Source organism: Caballeronia sp. SL2Y3 (assembly GCF_022879575.1).
Taxonomy (GTDB): Bacteria; Pseudomonadota; Gammaproteobacteria; order Burkholderiales; family Burkholderiaceae; genus Caballeronia.
Genome location: NZ_CP084263.1, coordinates 496,780 through 512,755, shown reverse-complemented (window position 1 = coordinate 512,755; position 15,976 = coordinate 496,780). Strand labels below are relative to the sequence as shown.

Below are 15,976 nucleotides of genomic sequence, written 5' to 3'. Positions count from 1 at the left end.
ACCGTCCCCGCGGCAAGCCCGATCGGCGGTGCAAATGGAAAGTGCGGCGGAACCGAAGACGCCGTCCCGCTTGGGGTTCGCATGTAACTACGGCCGGAAAAAGCGGGACTTTAGGGTGCCGTCGCGTCAAATTTGCGTGGGCTGCGCGTGCCGATTGCTCGGGGCCGCCAACGTTTGCCTCTATCGGCGAAAAAACGGAAATATGTGCCGGAAAGGGGGCCGATGCCGCCGTCGACACGCGTCGCGAAAGCGTATGCACGGTGCGTCGAGCGCCATCGGCAGCCGGCTCGGGCGTCCGCCTGCCGAAGCGTCGATGCTTATTGATGACTCGCCGAAGTGGCTTGAGCGGGCTGGGCTGCAGCGGCGGTCGCCGCGGTCGCGACGGCGGAGGGCGTCTGCGACGGCAATGCCGGCAATCCGGGCGGCGGGCCGCTATCGGGCAGGTTGAAGATCGGCATGGAACTCGGGCAGCGGAACGTGGTGAGCAGGTCGCTCGTGAGCGGATTGGCCACGCTGCCCGCCGTCGCGATATCGAGCACCGCCTTGCGGCCCTCGAAGCCGAAGACCACGCGCGTGCGGCCCGGCGTCGCGGTCGGCACGATTTCGCCGAGACGCATCAGGCGCATGAGCGCCCAGGGACCGTCGGCTGCGATCGTCGATGTATCGGCCCGGATGCGCGGGCTCGCCGTCAGTTCCGCATGCACGCCGCCGCGCGGGCCGGGCCAACTGATGCGGACGGGCGCGACGGGTCCGTGCTGGTAGAGCGCGTTCTGACCGTCGATGTCGATGGATAGGCTGAGGATCGTAGGATCGAGTTCGGCGATGCGGAGGTCGGCTTTCCAGGCGCAACACGATTCGGCGTCGCGCTCCGTGGGCAGCGCGACAGCACGCGAGTACGCCCCTTGCTAACGACTCTGATACCGACGCCCCAAGGAGCCACCATGTCCGATCCCACAGAACCGCAAAACCCCACCCCCGACCAAACCGAAATCGCGAGCGGCACGCCGCCCGCGCGCACGCCCGAGACGTTGCCCGACAAGACCGATCTCCAGCCGGAGCAGAACCCCGTGCGCGGCACGCCCGACATCTCGAAGCCCGGTGCGGACGGCTGATCCTCAAGCGCCCGCGCGTTTCCCGGGCCGCCGATGATCGGCACTCCCGCGTTTTCGCACCCTCGTTCTCCGGCCTGGCATCCGCGATGCTAAAGGCAAGCAGCACGTTCCCAGGAGAATAGCGATGAACAAGACGACAGCGCGGGATTCCACATCCCTCATGAGCCGGGCGATGGCGTGGCCCGTCCGCACTTTCAAGCGCTTCAGCGCCGACCGCTCCGCGCCGATGGCGGCGAGCATCGCGTTCTACTCGGCCTTCTCGCTCGCGCCGACGCTCGTCATGGTGATCGCCGTGGCCGGGCTCGTCTTCGGCGAGGAAGCCGCGCGCGGGCAGATCTTCCATCAGGTGAGCGGGATGCTCGGCAAGGACGCTGCCGCAAGCGTGCAGACCATCGTCGAGCACGCGCACCGCAGCGGCGGAGGCGGCATCGCGGCAGTCATCTCGTTCGTGCTGCTGGCCGTGGGCGCATCCGCTACGTTTTCGTCGCTCAATACGGCGCTTTCCGTCGTGTGGCCCGCCGAGAACAAAGAGAAGTCGGGCGTCGCCACGCTCGTCAAGGTGCGGCTGATTTCCTTCGGCCTCGTGATGGGCGTCGCGTTCCTGTTGATCATCTCGCTCGTGCTGGATACGGCGGTGCAGGCGGCCGGCAAATGGGTGTTTGGGGAATCGCCGCTCGTGATCGTCGGGGACGTTTTGCAGTTTCTGGTCGGGCTCGTGATCTTGTCCTGTGCCTTCGCTGCGTTGATGAAATACCTCCCCGACGGCCACGTCGCCTGGCGCGATGCTTTCGTGGGCGGCACGATTGCCGCCGTGCTGTTTTCGGTGGGCAAGAAGCTCTTCGCGCTGTATCTGACGCACGCGGGCACGGCCAACGCATTCGGCGCGGCGGGATCGCTTGCCGTGTTGATGATGTGGCTGTACTTCGCCGCCGCCGTGCTGCTGCTCGGCGCGGAAGCCGCGGCCGCGCGAGCGGAAGCGCGCGAGGGCAAGCCGGCGAAGGAGTCGAGTGCAGCCGATCAGCCGGGCGCGCCCGCGATGCCTGCGCCTGGGACCGGCGCGTCGAATCACGGATCTCGCGATGGCGTTCAAGGCGCGCCGCACGCGCCGGTGCTCGCGAGCGCGGCGCACGCGCAGCCGGTCGCGCCCGCGCCGCTGCCGCCTGTTCCGCCTGTTCCGCCGTCGACGTCGGGCACCACGCGCACGTCGCCGTGGGCGAATGCCGTTGCAAAGGGCGTCGATACGGTGAAGGCCAATCCGATCCGGCTTGCGATCGCGGCTGCGGGCGCGAGTCTCTTTGTGTTCACTAAAGGATCCAGCCGGACGCAGGGGCGGCATCATCGGTCGGTGAAGGCGTAGGCGCGCCGGCGGTGTCCGGGGAATGAGACGGGCGGCGAAGGGCCGCCCGGTATGGCTGATAGGAATCTGGCCTGCGCGGACATCGGCAGCGCTTGATTCCGGTTGCATACCGGCCGATGTAGCGCCCGCAAATTGATTGCGTTGATCGCAGTTGCAGGAGCAGTGTCGACGTCGCCTCGTTAGCGTGGCGCAACACAAGTTGAATGACAGTGGATAACGGCATTACGAGCTAAAGACGGCGCGTGCACATCGTCGAGATGCAGTCGCTCGTTCCATGATATTCAGGTCATGAATCGCTGCGAAGACGGCGATCAAGTCGACGTCGAAGAAGAGCGATTGCCCAAGAGATCGGCGCACGAGGGTGCTGGCGCCTCGGCGCGTCCGATTGCTAAAGCCGCGCGTCGGGCAAGCAGATCTCGACACCGATCAGACAGGCAAGGGATTGAGCTTTCTTGCTTCTTCGAACTGCGCCCGTCTCGCGCATGTGTGCCAGAGAATCGCGACGCTGGCATGCGCTCCGGTCTCTAGCCGCGCCGACGGGATCTTATTGCAACGCAGGCGTTTGTTGTCTTTCCCTTCCAGTCGCTCGTGCGTAGACATAACCGGGTCGCTGCCAAGTGGGCAGCTTAGAAGGCGACGCTCGCCCGCACATCTGTCCGCCGCGCAGCCAGTCTCAGCAACTGGCAAATGGCTTCTTTTCTTCACGATCAATCGATGATGGCTACCGCATCGGCAGCTTAGAAAGTGCTGCAATCTGACGGCTGGCACTCGATCGTCGGCTGCCGCGTCGGTAACTCAGCAATTCGTTCGATTGGCGACGGGCGACGGCGCGTCCGCTTTCGACTGGGCAGTCTCAGAAGCGGTGCGGCACAACAAGCCGCGCAGGCAGCTTGCACGTCCATTTAGACGGTGCGCCCGTGCAAACCCATTCCACCAGCGCTTGCGATGAGCGTCCGCCGCGCAACCGCCCACGGATTGCTGTCGCCATCACCATGCACGACAGCAATCCCCCGCCAGCCAATCACCTCTTCTCCGGCAACGCATAAGCAATCACATAATCCCCGAGCTTGGTCAAAAACGACCCATGCCCGCCGGCCGCGATCAGCACGTACTGCTTGCCGTTCGCCTCATACGTCATCGGCGTCGCCTGTCCGCCTGCCGGCAGACGCGCGTGCCACAGCTCCTCGCCGGTATCGGTGCTGAACGCGCGCAGATAATCGTCCGAGGTCGCGCCGATAAAGAACACGTGACCCGCCGTCGTCATCGGGCCGCCGAGCATCGGCATGCCCATCTTGAACGGGAGCGGGATAGGCGATGCATCGCGCGTCGTGCCGATGCGCTTCTTCCAGATCACCTTGTTTGTCTCCAGATCGAGCGCCGACACATAGCCCCAGGCCGGCTGCTTGCAAGGCAGGCGCAGCGGCGAGAGGAACGGGTTCAGCGTCACGCCGAACGGCACGCCGTACTGCGGCTGAATGCCCGTCTCCGCGCCGGTGCCCGACTGTCCGGCCTGCGGCGGCTCCATCGGATTGTTCGGCCCGCGCGGAATCAGCTTCGAAACGAACGGCAGCGCGATCGGATTCGCAATCGCAATGCGGCGGTCCGTATCGACGGCAAGACCGCCCCATTCGAACATGCCCAGATTGCCCGGGAACACGAGCGTGCCCTGCTCAGACGGCGGCGTAAACGGCCCCTCATAGCGCAGCCGATGAAAGATCACGCGGCACACGAGCTGGTCGTACATCGTTGCGCCCCACATGTCCGCGCCCGTCAGGTTCTTCTGCGGCCGGTAGGTGAGCTGCGAGAACGGCTGCGTCGGCGACAGGCGATCGCCCTGTGCCGCGCCCTGCGGCACCGGCTGCTCGGGCGCGGGAACGATCGGCTTGCCCGTGCGGCGGTCGAGCACGAAGATGTTGCCCGTCTTTGCCGGCGCATAGATCGCGGGAACGATGTTGCCGTTCGAATCCTTGATATCCGCGATGGTCGGCTGCGCGGGCAAGTCCATGTCCCACAGGTCATGGTGCACCGTCTGATAGAACCACGCGAGCTTGCCGGTCGATGCATGCAGCGCCAGCAAGCCGCTTGCATAACGTTCCTGTTCGGCCGTGCGATTGCCGCCCCAGATGTCCGGCGTCGAGACGCCCATCGGCAGATACACGATGTCGAGCTGCGCATCGTAGGCGGCGGGCGCCCACGAGTTCGGCGAATTCATCGTGTAGCTATGCTGATCGCTCGGGATCGCGTTCGGGTCGCGTGCGCCCGGATCGAACGCCCAGAGCAGCTTGCCCGTGTCCACGTCGAAGCCGCGAATCACGCCCGACGGCTCGCGCGTGCCGTAGTTGTCCGTGACCGATCCGGCCATGACGATGACCTTCGACGTGATGATCGGCGGCGAGGTCGGCTCGTACATGCCCGGCGTCTTCACCGGCTGCAGATGCTGCAAGTCGAGCATGCCATTGGCGGCAAAGCCCGCGCAACGCTGGCCGGTCGCGGCATCGAGTTCGAACAGACGCCCGTCGTTCACCGGAAGGATCACGCGGCGCGCGCACGCCGGCAGCGACGACAGGCTGTTCGTCTGACGCGCCTCTGCGACCGCAGGCGTCTCATAGTAGGAGACGCCTCGACAAGTGACGTGCTGGAAGCTCGGGTCCGGCTTCAGCTCCGGATTGAAGCGCCATTTCTCCTTGCCGGTGGCGCCGTCCAGCGCAATCGCGTTCTGGTGCGGCGTGCAGAAAAAGAGCGTGCCGTCGACGGCAAGCGGCGTGACCTCATCGGTGATTTCGAGCGGATCGTGCGGGCCTTTCATGTCGCCCGTGCGGAAGGTCCACGCTTCTTGCAGATTGCCGACGTTCTTGTCGTTGATCTGCGAAAGCGGCGAATAGCGCGTGCCGTGCTGCGAATTGCCGTAAGCGAGCCAGTCGCCCGGACGGCCGCCGCTCGCGGCAGGCGCAGCCGAACTATTCGACGCCTGCGCGCTCACCGTGCCGCTGACCTCTTGCGGATCGTTGAACGCGGCGTACACGAGCGCGATGCCGGCTAGAACGAGCGCCACGCCGAGCGCGAGGCCGCCCCGGCGCACCGGGTTCATATACAGACGATACGTGAAGGGCAGCAGCAGCCAGATGCCGACGATGACGAGCACGTCCAGACGCGGCGCGAGCGCCCAGAAGTCGAAGCCCGCTTCGGCGACCGCCCATATCAGCGTGCCGAACAGCAGCACCGCGTACACGATCAGCGCGAGCGTATTGCGCCGCCAGATGAGCCACGCGACCGCGAGCATGAGAATGCCCGCGACGACGTAATACGGCGAGCCTCCGATGGCGACGAGCCATATGCCGACGCCGCCGAGATAAAGACCCGACAACGCGAGAAACAGCACGGTCAGCCATTTGACGACGGGCGACGGCGATCGCGTGTTCGATGGCGACGACGGGCCGGCGGGCGACCGCGCTGGCGGCGAGTTCGTATTCATTCAACACCTCTGCTTAGGGCACCTTCAGGGACATGCGACGCAAACTGCGCCTGACATCGAACCTTCATCCGATGCCAGGCGCTATACGCGCTACGCGACGCAGTGCAGCAATTTATGCGCCATCGCCGTCCTTCGATCCCGGCGCGAGGATGTTCGGCAGCACCGGATTCTCCGGCTGCGTATAACGCTCTTCGACGGCCTTTCGAATGGCTTCGATGCTCTCCTTCGCCGAAAGGCCATCGTTGGCTTCGACGGCTTGCGCCTCGTCCGCCAGCGACGTATCGCCGATCACGTCGCGGAACCACGTCGAATAGTCGCCCTGGCGCAGATGGAACATCCAGGTGTCCTCATCGACGCCTTCGGCGAGTTCGAGAAAGAGCACGAGATTGTGCGCGCGCAGGTTCAGCTTGTCGTCGGGGCCGCGAAAGTAGAAGCTGCGCTCCGGAATCAGCATGCCTTCCGCATACTTGCGCACATGACGGCGGCGCTGCGTTTTCGCGGGCTCGACATGCACGACGACCGGCTCGCCCCAGCCGCCGCCGTCCGCCTCGCGACGCCACACGAGCGCCTGGCCGGGCTTGATGTCGTCGGGCAGCGCGGCGGGCGCATCGTGGCCCGCCGCGCGCGCGAACTCTTCGAGCGAAGTCTGCGCGCCCGGCCCCGCGCCGATGAACACCGTTACGCGATCCAGAAGACGCGGCGAAAGCTGCTCCGGATGCACGGTGACGAAGAGCGCGGGCGCGAGTTGATCCGGCAACACTTCGTCGGCCGGGTTGATGCTCGCGGGAAAGAAGTGATGCGCTTCGTCGAAGAGCATCCAGTGCGGGCGGCCGGTGAGCGCGCGCGACTTCTGCATGTGCGCGAGCACGCTCGCGCAGTACGCGGGCCGGTCCGCGAACGTGACGCGCATGAGGTTCACGAGCACGGACTGGCTCGGCTGATGCAAAAGCCGCGTGACGTCGTCGGCTTTCGGCGCGGTCTCGGCATCGCCGATGGGCAGCGCGTTCTCGAAGGTGTCGAAGTCGCCCTCGGGGTCGAGCGCGCAGAACTGGTAGCCGGCCGCGACGAGCCGCTCCATCAGGCCGGTGATGAGCGTGGACTTGCCCCCGCCGGATTGCCCCGCGATCAGCGCGACGGTCCGTTGCGGCGCGAGCGTTTCAGGCTCGCCTCCTTCCTGCTGCGAAGCGCCGTTGACGCGCTCTCCGAGCAGCACGTTGCGCCGCGTCACGCGCTCGCTCGCGGCGGCGAGATCGTCGGCGAGAATCGCGTCGATCAGTTCGGTCACGCCCGCGCCGCATTCGCTCTTCAGCACGATATCCGCATGCGACTTGAGCGCGGGAATCGCGTTGCTCACCGCCGCCGACATCTCGCACGCATCGAGCAGCGGGTGATCGTTCTGCGCGTCGCCGACGCCCACCGCATTGCGCGGCGACAGCGAGAGCTCATCGAGCGCCGCGAGCAGGCCGCTCGCCTTGCTGACGCCCGGCGCGAGCACCATCACCGCGTCGCCGTTATAGACGACGTGCAGATCCAGTCCGAGATCGCGGATGGCGGCGTGCGCCTGTTCGTCGTAAGGCCGCACGGTGGCGACGAGCGTCTGGCTCACACCGAGATGGCGCACGCCGGCCTTCTTCATCGCCTCGACGAACACGGGCGGCGGTGGCGGCGCGAGCAGCTTGCGCTCGCGCGTGACGGGCGAATAGATCACGCCGCCGTTTTCCGCGACGATCAGCGTGAAGCGGTCGACGCGGTCGCACAACGTGAGCAGATCGTCGAGCTCGCGGCCCGTGACGAGGATCATGTGACGCCCCGACGCGCGCAGGCGGTCGATGGCGTCCCACGTAGCCTCGGAGACGCGGCCGTTCTCGGCGAGCGTGTTGTCGTAATCGCTGGCAAGCACCATGAATCGCATGCGCGTGTCCTCTCGTTAGGCATCCTGCTCGACGAGCGACGGCGGCGTGCAACGGGCCGCGCGGGCATCGACGAGACGCTGGTAAACATCGACGTAATCGCGCGCCATGCGCTCCGCCGTGAAGCGCCGCTCGAAGGTTTCGCGGCAGCGGCGGCGATCGATCTCCGGCAGACGCGCGAGCGCTTCCACTGCTTCGTCCTCGTTGCGCACGACGAAGCCGTTCACGCCATCCTCGATGATCTCCGGCACCGAGCCGCGCCCGAACGCGATCACAGGTGTGCCGCACGCGAGCGCCTCGATCATCACGAGGCCGAACGGCTCCGGCCAGTCGATCGGAAAGAGCAGCGCGCGCGCTTGCCCGATGATGCGGCTCTTGCCCGCATCGTCTTGCTCGCCGACGTATTCGATCAGCGGCGCTTCGACGAGCGGCTCCACCGCGCTTTCGAAATACGGGCGGTCGGCTTCATCCACTTTCGCGGCGATCTTGAGCGGCATGCCCGCGCGACGCGCAATGCGAATGGCCGCATCCGGTCCCTTGGCCGGCGCGATCCGTCCGACGAACGCGAGATGTTCGCCCGCGCGTTCATGGAACGGATAGAGCGTGTCCGGCAAGCCGTGATACACGGTGCCCGCCCACGCGAGCCAAGGCAGCGGCGCGCGCTGCGCGTTCGAGATGGACACGAGCGGGATATCGGCGAAGCGGCGGTACATGGGTTCGAGCCCGGGCACGTCGAGCCGCCAGTGCAGCGTCGTCACATGCGCGCACTGCATGCGGCGCGCGAACGGAAAGCTCTGGTAATCCGTGTGGAAATGCACGATGTCGAAATGCTTCGACGCGGCGACCACGTCTTCGAGCATCGCAAAGTGAAAGGCTTGCGGATCGGCGGTGTCTTCGACGAGCCGCACCGCGCAGTCGCTTCCCGCGACGAGCTTCGCGCTCGTGCGCGAGTCCGCGCTCGCGAAAAGCGTCACGTCGTGACCCAATGCCACGAGTTCTTCGCTGAGATAGGACACGATCCGTTCGATGCCGCCGTAACGCCGGGGCGGCACGCTTTCATAGAGCGTCGAGACTTGAGCGATGCGCATGGTGGTTCGTGTGAATGGTTAGGCTTCCAGCGCGTCGGTGTCGGCAGCGGTGATGAAGGCGTCCGCGCTCGTACGGCTTTGAAGCAGATTGTGATAGACCGCGAGATAGTCGCGCGCCATGCGTTCGGACGAGAAGCGCTGCTCGAACGTCTTGCGGCAGCGCGCGCGGTCTATTGCGCCAATCTCGCGAACGGCGCGCACGGCTTCGTCCACATCGTCGACGATGAAGCCGTTCACGCCATGCTCGATGACTTCGGGCACGGCGCCGCGCCTGAACGCGACGACCGGCGTGCCAGAGGCCATCGCCTCGATCATCACGAGGCCGAACGGTTCTTCCCAGTCGATAGGAAAGACGAGCGCACGTGCGTTCGCGAAGAGCGCGCGGCGCGTCTCGCCGCCCACTTCGCCGAGATATTCGACAAAGGACTCCGATTCCGCGATAAGCGGCCAGATCGTCTCCTTGAAGTACGCGCGCTCGCCGGGATGCACCGCAGCGGCGATCTTCAGCGGCAGCCCCGCGCGACGCGCGATCTCGATGGCGCGATCGATGCGCTTCTCCGGCATCACGCGGCCGACGAAGAGCAGATAGTCGCCGCCTTCGCGCGAATAACGCATCTCATCGAGCGCGAGGCCGTGATGCACGGTGGCCCGCCAGTTCGCGTGCGGCGCGCCGCGGCGCTGGCTGTCGGAGATCGAGACGAGCGGCGCATTCGCAAAGGTCTCGAAGAGCGGACCATGATCCGCAGGAAGCAGACGCCCGTGCATGGTCGTGAGCGATGCGCACGCGAGGAAGCGCTGCATCGGCAGATGAATGGGCTCGGTGTGAAAGTGAATCACATCGAACTGCGATGAACGTTCGATGACAGCTTCGAGCTGGCGCAGATGATGGCTCGTCGTATCCCACACGCGTTCGTCGCGCCAGAGCGCCGTCGGAGTGCTCGCATGCAAGCGGGCGCGCGTTTTCGAATCCGCCGTGGCGAACAGCGTGACTTCATGCCCGAGGGCGACCAGTGCTTCCGTCAGATAAGAAATGATGCGCTCGGTGGCGCCGTATGCGATAGGAGGGACGCTCTCGTAGAGCGGTGCGACCTGTGCGATTTTCATTGTGCGTTCCGCATTGACCGTATGGGCTTCGATTAGCAATCAACAGGCCGACGCGCGCGGGCGATGAGAACGGCACGCTGCATGCTGCATCGGGAGTGCCATGAAAGCGAGGAGGAAGTCATGACCAAGGTAGCCGAAGTAATGACACGCGGCGTTCAGACCATCGCGCCGAACGAAAGCATTCGCCGCGCAGCCGAACTAATGGACGAACTCAACGTCGGCGCGCTTCCGGTGTGCGACGGCACGCGCCTGAAGGGCGTCGTGACCGACCGCGATATCGTGGTGCGCGCGGTCTCGGTGGGCAAGGAGTCGTCGTGCGCGGTGCAGGAGGTGGCGAGCGAGCCCGTCGAATGGTGCTTCGAAGACGACGAGATTCACGACGCCATGCGCAGGATGGAGCAGTTGCAGATTCGCCGCATGCCTGTCGTGGACAGCGAGAAGAACCTCGTCGGCATGCTCGCACTCGGCGATATCGCGATCTATTCCGACGGGGAAGTGTCCTCGACCATTCAGGCGATTTCGACGCCGTCCGTCCCGGACAGATAAGACGGAAGCCGCGTGCGATCTATAGCGGATTGCCGTCCTCGGGCGTCTTGAGGCGGTCGTTCTCGCTCTGCGAGCCGGGCGGCGTGCCGGGTTTGGTATCGGGCGTGGCGTCCGGCGCGCGGTCTTCGGTCGGGCCGCGCTTCGGATCGTCGGCCGGGTTCGTCGGAATGTTTTCGTTGTGACCGGGAATCGGCTGGCTTTCGATATGGCCATCTTCCGATACGGCGTTCTGCGGGTCTTGCGGTTTCTGATTCATGGTCGGGCCTCGCCAGGTCGGTTGCTTGATCTCGGACGGCAGCAAGCGACGTTCCGAGGCCGGCCTGATGCGCGCCGGTTGCGCCCTCGCGAACTGGCGCACCGCCCAGGACCTATGCCTTCACGACCCGTTCGCGTATTCGACCGCGTCAACAGTTGCCCTTCTTTCCCTGTCCCGGCGGGCAGAATCCATTGCCCGGACCGCCTTGCGGTTTGACCGTGACATAGGGTGCATCGGGTACATACACCGCGCACCCGCCGAGCATGCCGACAGTCACCAGCAATGACGTGAGAACGACGAATTTCCTCATCAAACACTCCGAAAAACGAAGGGGCGCTGCCATGCGGGCGGCCCCTTCGATGGTCATCAGAAACTGAAGTTTAGGTTCGTCTGGCTCGTCGTTGCATTGACCGGCGCCGACTGCGTTGCGCCCGACGCGGCATCCGCTTCTACCATGTACTGACCGGCTGCCGCAGGCACTGCGGCGAAGCTCAGCGGCAGCGATCCCGAATAGGTGCTGACCAGAGGCGCTGCCGCAGGCAGGAACAGCTGATATGCGCCGGTGTCGAGATTCGCATTGGCAGACGCGATCTCATAGGGGCTCGCGTCGATCGTCTGCAATGCGCGCACGAGCGCGTTCGCGGACGGAGTGGCCGTTCCGCTCACGCTGCTCATCGACGAGGCGGGCAGGGCGATAGGCGCGGCCGGCGTCGAAACCGTCGTGGTCGCGTTCACGACCACCGGCACCGCGCGCACGATGCCCGACGCAACGTTGTTCTGCACGATAACGACATCGTAGTTGCCTTGCGTCGAGCTTTGAATGAGCGGCGCAAGAACGAACTTGCCGGTGCTGTCGGCGACGGTGCCCCGGACGACCTTGCCTCCCTGCTCGGCATACACCGTGGCGCCCGCTTCGGCAGTCGCGACATAGCCGGAGATCTGCCCGCTCACCGTCGTCGGCGTGGCAGTCACGACCGGCTTCAGCGCATAAGAGCCGTTGCCGCGCGCAACGACCGATTTGCAGGCGTTGAAGTCCAGCACGAGATCCACGAGCGTCTGCGGCTGGACCGTGAAAGGCTGAATGATCTTGTAGCCGCTTTGCGTCGCACTCGGCGTAGCAAGCGGCTGTTCCGTGCCGCCCGTGGGCACGATCGAATTGGCCAGCGAGTTGCCCGAATTCTGCGCGAGCACGAGGCGCACTTGTTGATATTGACCGGCCGGCAGCGCGGCCTGACCGAGATCGGCAAGGACGCCATTGGTCAGCGAAAGCAGGTCGATCCTTTGCGGCGAGGACGGGACGATGGTGGTCCAGCCCGCGTCGCTGTCCGTGGCCTGCGCGTTTGCATTCACACGCACCTGCGAGACGGTGACGTACACATGATCGAAGCCGCATGCGGGGGCATCGGTCATCGCCACGTGCAGCGTGCCTGTCGGCGTGCCCGATCCGCCGTCACTGCCGCCTCCGCAAGCAGCGACCATCATCGAGATTGCTGCCGCCAGGCCGAGAGTTCGCCAAGATCCTCGCTTCATCGCTTCACCTTTTTTTGTAGTTGGAAGTGACGGCAGCTTAGCGCCAATTCGTTAGACGATTGTAACGGCAGGCGGGACCAACTGTAACTTGTTCGTCGATTCGTAAATGCGAAACGGAGGCTCCGATTGCGCTTGCGCAAGTAAGCGGTAGTTGTTTAGCGAGCGTTTCACCGCGAGGGAAAAGCCGTTCAGTACCACTAACAATAGCGCCAGCTGATGCGCCGGGCTCGCGTGGCATGGGAGTTGCTCGCTCAATCCACTTGCGCGCTTCGCGCTCGATTACAGATCATCGGGGAATCATGCGTCAGAGAACATCAAGCTCTTTGTCATCGGGGAAACTGCTTGCCGGCTCCGTCGCGGCTGCATCGCTCGGCGTGGCTGCGTGGGCCGCGCTGCGCGCCCGCCGCGCCGAACGCGATCATCCTGCCGTCGGACGCTTCATCGACGTGGATGGCGTGCGTCTGCATTACATCGACGAAGGCGAAGGCCCGGTCATCGTGCTCTTGCACGGCAATCTCGTCATGCTTCAAGACTATGTGGCGAGCGGACTCTTCGACCGGCTCGCGCAACGTCATCGCGTGATTGCGTTCGATCGCCCCGGCTTCGGCTTCAGCGAACGTCCGCGCGATCGCGCATGGACGCCGCAGGCGCAGGCGGCGCTCTTCCAACAGGCGCTCAAGCGCATGGGACTGTCGCGGGCGGTCGTCGTCGGGCAGTCGCTCGGCTGTCTCTCCGCGCTTTCCATGGCGCTCGATCCGAGCATCGACATTCGCGGCCTCGCGCTGATCAGCGGCTATTTCTATCCGAGCGCGCGCTTCGACGTGCTGCTGACCGCGCCCGCCGCGATACCCGTCATCGGCGATGTCATGCGCTACACGGTTTCGCCCATTGCCGCGCGGCTGATGATCAATACGAACCTGCGCCTGATGTTCGCGCCGCAGCCGGTGCCGGACGTCTTTCGCGAGATGCAGCCGCGCGAGTTGCTGCTGCGTCCGTCGCAAATGCGCGCGATCGGCGAAGACGCAGGCTACATGGTGCCGGCGGCGCATGACTTGTCGCGGCGATACGGCGAAATCAAAGTGCCGGTGCGGATCTTCGCGGGCGCGGACGACCCGATCGTCGATGCAGATTCGCAGTCGGGCAGGCTGCACCAGGATATCGCGCAGAGCACGATCGCGGTGGTGCCGAATCGCGGACACATGCTGCATTACGATGAAGCAGGCCGCATCGCCGATGCCATCGAGGGCATCGCGAGCGAGTGACGCGGATCAACGCGCCGCTTCACGCAGACGCGGCTGCCGCAGGTCGGCCCAGTCGAGTTGATCCCACGCGACATCGAGCGGCTTCTGCGCGAGCCTGTGCCGCAAGGATGCAGGCGAGACCGCCACCGCCATCCAGCGCATCACGCGACTCGCGAAGCCATGCGTCTCGATGCGCACCGCGGCGATCACGCAATCGCCGCCGCGGTCCTCGGCCAGCAGCGCGGAGATGCGGCCGACGCGCCGGCCGTCCATCGCGTTGACGCGCAGGCCGACGAGTTCATCGAGATTAACGGTCTGCATCAGCGTGCTCCGGGAATGCGATCGATAGCGCGCTCGCGCAGCCAGCGTTGCCAGTCATGCACGGGCGTGTCGTCGGAATCCACGTCGAGTTCGATATCCACGGCAACCTTGCGCACGTCCTTCCACGCGATGCGATACGGCGTGGTCTTGTGGCCCGCGCCGATGCGCGTGAGCAACGCGCACATCAGCCGATGCGCCCGCCTGCCGAAGCGCCGCGCCATCACGACCGTGCCGGCTTCGATGAACACGAGCCTCGGCAGTTCACCCTCGCGCAGTTCGGCGACGAGGCCATCCACGCGTCCCATGCGCACGCCGTTCTTGTCGACGAGCTGCTTGTCGAGAATATCGTGCACGACGTCCATCATGTGCCTCCGAAGTATTCGAGCGGTATCGTGACGATGCCGAGCACGAACGCGAGCGCGGTAATGGCGATCACCGCCACGTTCGATATCGGTCCGTTGCAGTGCTCGCCCATGTAGTGCTCGTCGTTCATCAGGACGATGAACGGCACCACCATCAACGGCAAGTTGACGGCGGTGAGCGCCATGGAGAACACCGTGAGCTTGAGCGGATCGGCGCCGGCGGCAATGGGCAACGCGGCGAGCAAGAGCGCACACGTATAGACGAGGCTGAAGCCGGGATTGGCGCGCGGCGGGCAGTCTTGCCCCCAGTTCCAGCCGAACGCCTGCGCGAAAAGATACGCTTCGAGCAGCGCCACTTCCAGCGCCGCGCCGAGCGATGCAATGCCGAGCGACGCCACGAAGAGCACGAATCCCCACATGCCGAACGCATCGACCAAAAGCAGCGGCAGTTGATGGAAGTCTTCGACATCGAGAATGCCGCGCCCGTTGAGCACTTGCGCCGAGACGAGCAGCACGGCCGCCGAGATCACGCCGCCGAACAGCATGCCCAATGCGGCGATCGCGCGATTGGGCCAGAGATAGCTGCGATCCCAGCGGTCTTCTATTGCGCCCGACGAATAGAACAGAAAGAGCGTGGGCGAAAGCGAAGCGCCGAGAATGCTCGCGGCCATGAACCAGTACGTCGCGGCGTGTCCGTGCGGGCGGCTCGGCACCGCAGCGGCGGCCACCTGCGTCCATTCGGGCCGCAGCCGGATGATGGCGACGACGAAGCACAGCGTGACGAGGCCGAGCAGCGAGATGCCTTTCTCCAGCATGCCGAAGGTGCCGCGCCACAGAAAGAGCCACGAGAGCAGTGCGACGGGCAGCGCCCACCATCGATACGAGATGCCCGTTGCGAATTCGAGCGCCACCGAGACGCCGCCTATCTCGGCGCTCAGTACGAGAAAGCTCACGATCACCGTCGAGATCAGCGGCAGCGCGAGCAGCTTGATGCCGAAGCGGTCGCGGATGCCATCGACGATGGTGTGTCCGCTCACCGCCGCGAAGCGTCCTGACATTTCGGTGAGGAACGCGATGCAGACCGTGCCGAGCACGACGGTCCACAGCAATTGATAGTGGAACGCGGCACCGGCCTGCGCGGTGGTCGACATCTCGCCCATTTCGAGGAAGCCGCCGATGCTCGTCACGATGCCGAGCGATATCTCCAGCAGCTTCTTCATGACGCGTCACCGGGTTGCGCGCGCAGCCAAGCGTCGAGGCGGGACGCGGCGTCATGCATCGTCGAGCGCGCTTCGGTAACGCGGGCGCGGTCGCCGGAATCGAGCGCGGTGCGCGCCGTATCGAAGGCGGCCTGTACCGCGTGGACTTGCGAGGCGGCATCGGCGGGCGCGTGGGCGCGTTGCAGGTCGCCCGCGATCTTGCCGATCTGCTCGCTGGCCGAATCGACGGAGCGTTTTGCGTAAGACGAGGGCGAGCTGCCGTCGAGCCACGAGTCCATCCACTGCGACGCCGAGCGTGCGTACGACAGCACGATGCGCGCATCGGAGGCGGCATCGTCGGATGACGAGCACGCGGCGCATGCCAGCGCGATCGCGACGACGAGCGGCGCAAGCGACAGTGAACGGATGGGCTTCATGGCGCCGCAGCGAGCAAGGCGCGTTCCTTCGTCGCTTCCGT

15 protein-coding genes and 1 pseudogene are annotated in these 15,976 nt (G+C 65.2%); 4 read left to right on the top strand and 12 right to left on the bottom strand.

The features are described 5' to 3' along the window. Positions 1-317: 317 nt before the first annotated feature. A pseudogene (locus LDZ26_RS24720) lies at positions 318-845 on the bottom strand (type VI secretion IcmF C-terminal domain-containing protein); the annotation flags it as partial. Between the two features lie 96 nt (positions 846-941). Between LDZ26_RS24720 and LDZ26_RS24715 the strand changes: the two are divergent. Further along, complete coding sequence (locus LDZ26_RS24715; RefSeq protein WP_244851327.1) at positions 942-1,112, top strand: hypothetical protein; 171 nt, start codon at positions 942-944, stop codon at positions 1,110-1,112. 124 nt (positions 1,113-1,236) lie between these two features. After that, positions 1,237-2,469: a YihY/virulence factor BrkB family protein gene (locus LDZ26_RS24710; protein ID WP_244851325.1), complete on the top strand. Its 1,233-nt coding sequence runs from the start codon at positions 1,237-1,239 to the stop codon at positions 2,467-2,469. Between the two features lie 1,021 nt (positions 2,470-3,490). On the opposite strand, the gene LDZ26_RS24705 is transcribed toward LDZ26_RS24710, so the two are convergent. From LDZ26_RS24705 to LDZ26_RS24690, 4 genes are all read right to left on the bottom strand, one after another. Beyond that, complete coding sequence (locus tag LDZ26_RS24705; protein WP_244851323.1) at positions 3,491-5,941, bottom strand: glucose/quinate/shikimate family membrane-bound PQQ-dependent dehydrogenase; 2,451 nt, start codon at positions 5,939-5,941, stop codon at positions 3,491-3,493. A 112-nt stretch (positions 5,942-6,053) separates the two neighbouring features. Then, entirely contained in the window at positions 6,054-7,853 is a 1,800-nt protein-coding gene (locus tag LDZ26_RS24700; protein WP_244851321.1) for an HAD family hydrolase, read from the bottom strand. Between the two features lie 15 nt (positions 7,854-7,868). Next, complete coding sequence (locus LDZ26_RS24695) at positions 7,869-8,939, bottom strand: glycosyltransferase family 4 protein (RefSeq protein WP_244851320.1); 1,071 nt, start codon at positions 8,937-8,939, stop codon at positions 7,869-7,871. A gap of 18 nt (positions 8,940-8,957) precedes the next feature. Next, positions 8,958-10,043: a glycosyltransferase family 4 protein gene (locus LDZ26_RS24690; RefSeq protein ID WP_244851319.1), complete on the bottom strand. Its 1,086-nt coding sequence runs from the start codon at positions 10,041-10,043 to the stop codon at positions 8,958-8,960. 120 nt (positions 10,044-10,163) lie between these two features. Between LDZ26_RS24690 and LDZ26_RS24685 the strand changes: the two genes are divergently transcribed. Continuing rightward, the gene (locus LDZ26_RS24685; protein ID WP_244851318.1) at positions 10,164-10,589 is read left to right on the top strand and encodes a CBS domain-containing protein; all 426 of its coding nucleotides are present in this window, start codon (positions 10,164-10,166) and stop codon (positions 10,587-10,589) included. Between the two features lie 19 nt (positions 10,590-10,608). Here the strand turns inward: LDZ26_RS24685 and LDZ26_RS24680 are convergent, their stop codons facing one another. The 3 genes from LDZ26_RS24680 to LDZ26_RS24670 all read right to left on the bottom strand — a co-directional run bounded on the left by LDZ26_RS24680 (position 10,609) and on the right by LDZ26_RS24670 (position 12,327). Then, positions 10,609-10,845 carry an MARCKS-like protein gene (locus tag LDZ26_RS24680; RefSeq protein ID WP_244851316.1) on the bottom strand — a complete coding sequence of 79 codons (237 nt, stop codon included), beginning with the start codon at positions 10,843-10,845 and terminating at the stop codon, positions 10,609-10,611. A gap of 148 nt (positions 10,846-10,993) precedes the next feature. Continuing rightward, complete coding sequence (locus LDZ26_RS24675; RefSeq protein WP_244851314.1) at positions 10,994-11,155, bottom strand: hypothetical protein; 162 nt, start codon at positions 11,153-11,155, stop codon at positions 10,994-10,996. 56 nt (positions 11,156-11,211) lie between these two features. Continuing rightward, on the bottom strand, positions 11,212-12,327 hold the full coding sequence (locus LDZ26_RS24670; RefSeq protein ID WP_370650766.1) for a DUF4382 domain-containing protein: 1,116 nt from the start codon (positions 12,325-12,327) through the stop codon (positions 11,212-11,214). A gap of 371 nt (positions 12,328-12,698) precedes the next feature. Between LDZ26_RS24670 and LDZ26_RS24665 the strand changes: the two genes are divergently transcribed. Next, positions 12,699-13,637: an alpha/beta fold hydrolase gene (locus LDZ26_RS24665; RefSeq protein WP_244851311.1), complete on the top strand. Its 939-nt coding sequence runs from the start codon at positions 12,699-12,701 to the stop codon at positions 13,635-13,637. 6 nt (positions 13,638-13,643) lie between these two features. On the opposite strand, the gene LDZ26_RS24660 is transcribed toward LDZ26_RS24665, so the two are convergent. Genes LDZ26_RS24660 through LDZ26_RS24645 form a run of 4 tightly spaced genes read right to left on the bottom strand, consistent with a single transcriptional unit; the run spans position 13,644 to position 15,935 of the window. Then, positions 13,644-13,937, bottom strand: coding sequence for a PRC-barrel domain-containing protein (locus LDZ26_RS24660; protein WP_244851309.1), 294 nt, complete (start codon positions 13,935-13,937; stop codon positions 13,644-13,646). Beyond that, on the bottom strand, positions 13,937-14,302 hold the full coding sequence (locus LDZ26_RS24655; RefSeq protein ID WP_244851308.1) for a hypothetical protein: 366 nt from the start codon (positions 14,300-14,302) through the stop codon (positions 13,937-13,939). The genes LDZ26_RS24660 and LDZ26_RS24655 overlap by 1 nt, the downstream gene beginning before the upstream one ends. Then, positions 14,299-15,519 (bottom strand): Nramp family divalent metal transporter, encoded by a 1,221-nt coding sequence (locus LDZ26_RS24650; RefSeq protein WP_244851307.1) that lies wholly within the window; start codon positions 15,517-15,519, stop codon positions 14,299-14,301. Before LDZ26_RS24650 ends, LDZ26_RS24655 begins: the two co-directional genes overlap by 4 nt. Further along, on the bottom strand, positions 15,516-15,935 hold the full coding sequence (locus LDZ26_RS24645; RefSeq protein ID WP_244851306.1) for a hypothetical protein: 420 nt from the start codon (positions 15,933-15,935) through the stop codon (positions 15,516-15,518). The genes LDZ26_RS24650 and LDZ26_RS24645 overlap by 4 nt, the downstream gene beginning before the upstream one ends. Positions 15,936-15,976: the final 41 nt, after the last annotated feature.